2 protein-coding genes and 1 pseudogene are annotated in these 4,802 nt (G+C 75.9%); 2 read left to right on the forward strand and 1 reads right to left on the reverse strand.

Annotation, left to right across the window (positions count from 1 at the left end; translation table 11 throughout):
* Both C3486_RS38460 and C3486_RS36195 read left to right on the forward strand, forming a co-directional pair.
* A pseudogene (locus C3486_RS38460) lies at positions 1-1,524 on the forward strand (hypothetical protein); the annotation flags it as partial.
* A 519-nt stretch (positions 1,525-2,043) separates the two neighbouring features.
* Positions 2,044-3,003 (forward strand): bifunctional riboflavin kinase/FAD synthetase, encoded by a 960-nt coding sequence (locus C3486_RS36195; RefSeq protein ID WP_103837095.1) that lies wholly within the window; start codon positions 2,044-2,046, stop codon positions 3,001-3,003.
* A 77-nt stretch (positions 3,004-3,080) separates the two neighbouring features.
* Here C3486_RS36195 and C3486_RS36200 read toward each other — a convergent pair.
* On the reverse strand, positions 3,081-4,802 hold a 1,722-nt coding region (locus C3486_RS36200; RefSeq protein ID WP_181138816.1), incomplete at its 5' end, for a MinD/ParA family protein.

Genomic DNA, 4,802 nt, shown 5'->3' on the forward strand with positions numbered 1-4,802 from the left:
ACCACCGGAGCCGGCAGCGGTGGAAGCCGGGGGCGGGGGAGTCGCGGCCGGCCATGCCGCGGGCGGTGCCGAGGCGGCGACCGGGGACCGTCCCGCCGTACCGGCCGCCGCCCGGCCGCCCCGCTTCCTCGGACTCGCGGCGACGCTGCTGCGCGCCGACCCCCGGCGCGTGCAGCCCCTGCTCTGCCGCTGGTTCGACGACGAGCGCCCGCTGCAACGCGGGCCGGGGGCCGTGAGGAGGGGAACGGAGGGGAGCGGCGGTCCCGCGCTGTCCGACGGGGCCGATGAGACCGGCGGGGGCGTCCACGGGCTCCCTTCGGCCCGCGTGGACGGTCCAGCCGACGGCGCTCCGCCCCAGGAGCCGACCGTCGCCGCTGCCGCGCAGGCCCTGCTGCACACCCACCGGCGTCGCGCGACCGACGCCCTCACCGAGGCGCTGGCCGCCGCCGCGCACCCGCGCGCCGACGAACTCCTCACCGCCCTCGCCGAGGACGAGCCCGCGGCGCTCTGCCGCGCCGTGGACCGCTGGTCCCGCGACGACCGGCCCGCGCGCCGGGCGGCCGCCGCCACGTACGCACTGGCCGCCGCCGCGCATGCCACCGGCGACGCGGACCGCGAACTGCTCCGCCGGGCCGCCCGCACGCTCCTGGACCGGCCGGGCGACCAGGACGTGCACGGGCGCGCGCTGGCCCTGCTCGTGGGCACCGGGCCACCCGTTCCCGGTACCTGGACCATGCACTGGCCCGCTTCACGGCGGGTGATCACGCGCTGCCGCCCGCGGCCTTCGCCGCCGCCCTCACCAGCCACCCCGAACCGGTGCTCGCCGCCTTCGGCACCCGGCTGCGCCGCTCGCCGTCGCCCTCGCCCGGCGGCAGCGGCCCGGCAGCCGAACCGGACGCCGAGCCGGGCGTGGACGGCACCGCCGAGGCCGTGCTGCGTACGCTCGCCGGCGTCTCGACGCCCGCGCTCGCCGGCCGGGCCGCGGCCCTCGTCGACGAGTACGCCCTCCGCTTCCCCTGGTCGGCGGCCCGCCCCGTGGCGGACTTCGTGGCCCGCCGCCTGGAGGCCGGGCCCGGCGCCCGCACGGTGCTGCGGCCGCTCGCCGTACGGCTGCTGACCGCCCACGCCGCGCCCGTCCGGTGCGCACTCGTGCCCGTACTGGCCGGGCCGGGCAGCACCGCGTCCCGGCCGCTCCGCCAGGAACTGCTGGACGTCCTGCTGGAGCGCGAGGACAGCGGCGGCGGGCGCCCGGCCCCCGCGCCCGACGCCACCGTGCTGGACGCGCTGCTGTGCGCCGCTGCCCAGGGCGCAGGACGCCGCCCCGAAGCGCAGACCCGTGACCTCGTGCACCGCACCGGCATGCTGCACGTGCGGACGACGGAGGGCGCGGCCCGCTTCGACCGGCGCCTGGTCGAGCTGGGCCGGGTGCTGCCGGAGTTCGCCGCGATGGTACGGACGTGGCTGGCCGCGGCCCCCGCGGAATGGGCCGCCGTCGTGGGCCCCAGCGCCCGCGCCATGCTCGGCCCCCGCCACCCGGCCGACCTCCCGCAGCCCGCCACGCCGCCCCTGGCCCCGCCCTCGGTACCGGCTCCGGGCGCCGCGCCTGCTGCCGCTGCCACCGCCGCTGCCCGGACCGCGCCGCCCTCGGTACCGGCTCCGACGCGGCCCGCGGTGCCGCCGTCGGGAATTCCGGCCTCGGGTCTCCCGGCCTCCGCCAGTCCGGCCTCCGCCGTCCCGGCACCCGGCGTCCCGGCTTCTGCCGGTCCGTCCCCGGCCAGGCCCGCCAAGGGCTTCCGGAGCCTGGCGATGGCGCACAGCACGTCCGGCGCGCCTGCGCAGGGCGCCCCGCACCCGGCCTGAGCCGCCCCCGGCACGGGGCCGCGCGCCCGGCCCCGCCTGCGCTCCCCGGCCGCCCCGCGCGCGGGCGGCCGAGGTGAGCCCACCCTTCGCGCCAACCACACCGTCCGGCATGGCAGTCTTAGACCTGCGCAATGCCGTATCGGTGTAGTGAACAGACAAGAGTTCGGGCAAGGAGCGGGCACAGTGCAGCGCTGGCGTGGCTTGGAGGACATCCCCGAGGGCTGGGGGCGCAGCGTCGTCACCATCGGCTCGTACGACGGCGTGCACCGCGGGCATCAGCTGATCCTCGGCAAGGCCGTGGCGCGCGCCCGCGAGCTGGGCGTACCGGCCGTGGTGGTCACCTTTGACCCGCACCCGAGCGAGGTGGTGCGGCCCGGCACCCACCCGCCGCTGCTCGCGCCGCACCACCGGCGTGCCGAGCTGATGGCCGAACTGGGCGTGGACGCCGTGCTGATCCTGCCCTTCACCAAGGAGTTCTCGAAGCTGGCGCCCGCCGACTTCGTGGTGAAGGTGCTGGTCGACAAGTTGCACGCGAAGCTCGTCGTGGAAGGCCCCAACTTCCGCTTCGGGCACAAGGCGGCGGGCAGCGTCGAGACGCTCGCCGAGCTCGGCCGGACCTACGACTACGACGTCGAGGTCGTCGACCTCTTCGAGCGCGGCGAGGCGGGCGACGGCGAGCCGTTCTCCTCCACGCTCACCCGCCGGCTGGTCGCGGCCGGCGACATGGCCGGCGCCGCCGAGGTACTCGGCCGTCCGCACCGCGTCGAGGGCGTCGTCGTACGCGGCGCCCAGCGCGGCCGTGAACTGGGCTTCCCGACCGCCAACGTCGAGACCCTGCCGCACACCGCGATTCCCGCCGACGGCGTGTACGCGGGCTATCTGCACGTCGAGGGCGAGGCGATGCCCGCCGCGATCTCGGTCGGCACCAACCCGCAGTTCGACGGCAAGATCCGCACCGTCGAGGCGTACGCCATCGACCGCGTCGGGCTCGACCTGTACGGCCTGCACGTCGCCGTCGACTTCGTCGCGTACATCCGCGGCCAGGAGAAGTTCGACACGCTCGACGCGCTGCTGGAGCGGATGGCCCTGGACGTGAAGCAGGCCCGCGCACTGGTCACCCAGGGCCCGGAGCCCACGCCCTGAGCCTGTCCATGACGCTGTGACATGAGTGAACCCCCTTGCACCGCAAGGGGGTTCACTCATTTTCACTCATGCACGGGCTACTGCTGCGGAGGCTGCTGCCACCCCGGCTGCGGACCGGGCTGCTGCGCCCCCTGCTGCTCGGGCTGTCCGGGCTGTCCCGGCTGTGCGGCCTGTCCGGCGGGCGGCTGCTGCCCCGGCTGTCCGGCGGGCGGCTGCTGGCCGGGCTGCTGGGGGTACCCGTAGCCGTACTGCCCGCCGGGCTGCGGCTGTTGCTGCTGCGGCGCGTACTGCTGCGGGGGCTGCTGCTGCCACCCCGGCTGCGGGCCCGGCTGGCCGGGCTGCCCCGGGTACTGACCGGGCTGCCCCGGCTGGCCGGGGTACTGACCCGGCTGCGGCTGCCCCGGCACCTGCCCGGGCCCCTGCGGGAACCCGCCCGGCATCGGCGGCGCCGCGCTCGGCGGCTGGTGCCCGCCGCTCTCCTGCTGCGTCCACAGGCCCTGCGCCGACTGCGCCCGCGAGAAGTCCTCCGCGACCATCGCCGAGAGGTTGAAGTACGCCTCGCGGGTACGCGGCCGCATCATGTCGAGGTCGACCTCGGCACCCGCCGACAGGTGCTCGTCGAACGGCACGACGACCACTCCGCGGCAGCGCGTCTCGAAGTGCGACACGATGTCCTCGACCTTGATCATCTTGCCGGTCTCGCGCACCCCGGAGATGACCGTGATGCTGCGCGAGACGAGATCGGCGTAACCATGCGCGGAGAGCCAGTCCAGCGTCGTACTGGCGCTGCTCGCACCGTCCACCGACGGCGTGGAGATGATGATGAGCTGGTCCGCGAGATCCAGCACACCGCGCATCGCGCTGTAGAGCAGGCCCGTGCCGGAGTCCGTCAGGATGATCGGGTACTGCTGGCCCAGGATGTCGATGACGCGGCGGTAGTCCTCGTCGTTGAAGGTCGTCGAGACGGCCGGGTCGACGTCGTTGGCGAGGATCTCCAGCCCGGACGGCGCCTGCGAGGTGAACCGCCGGATGTCCATGTAGCTGTTGAGGTACGGGATCGCCGTGACCAGGTCGCGGATGGTCGCGCCGGTTTCCCGGCGCACACGGCGCCCGAGCGTGCCGGCGTCCGGGTTGGCGTCGATCGCGATGACCTTGTCCTGCCGCTCCGTCGCCAGCGTGGCGCCCAGCGCGGTGGTGGTCGTGGTCTTGCCCACACCGCCCTTGAGGCTGATCACCGCGATGCGGTAGCAGGAGAGGACCGGCGTACGGATCAGCTCCAGCTTGCGCTGGCGCTCGGCCTCCTCCTTCTTGCCGCCGAACTTGAAGCGGGAGTTGCCGGGCTGGTTGGCGCCCGGCTTGCGGACCTTCTGCTTGCCCTTGATCAGGCGCTCGGAGGACAGCTCGACGGCCGCGGTGTAACCGAGCGGCGCACCGGCCGGGCCGTTGCCCTGCTGCTGACCCGGCATCTGCCCCTGGCCCTGGCCAGGGCCCTGACCGGGCGCGGGGGCCGGCCAGGCACCGGCGCGCGGGTCGGCGTTCTGGGCGGCGCCGGGGTGACCCGGCTGCCCCGCCTGCGGCTGCTGCCCGTGCGGCGGCTGACCGGGGCCGGGCTGCCCGTACGGGTTGGGCTGCGCATTCGGCTGCGGCTGGGCGCCGGGCTGACCCTGCTGACCGGGCTGGGCCTGGGGCTGGCCGGGGGCCGCGGACTGCTGCTGGGGGTACCCGTAGCCGGGCTGGCCCTGGGCGGGCTGGGGGTAGCCGTATCCGGGCTGCGGTCCGGGCGTACCGGGCGCGGCGCC

This window comes from Streptomyces sp. Ru73, from assembly GCF_002920575.1.
Classification (GTDB): domain Bacteria; phylum Actinomycetota; class Actinomycetes; order Streptomycetales; family Streptomycetaceae; genus Streptomyces.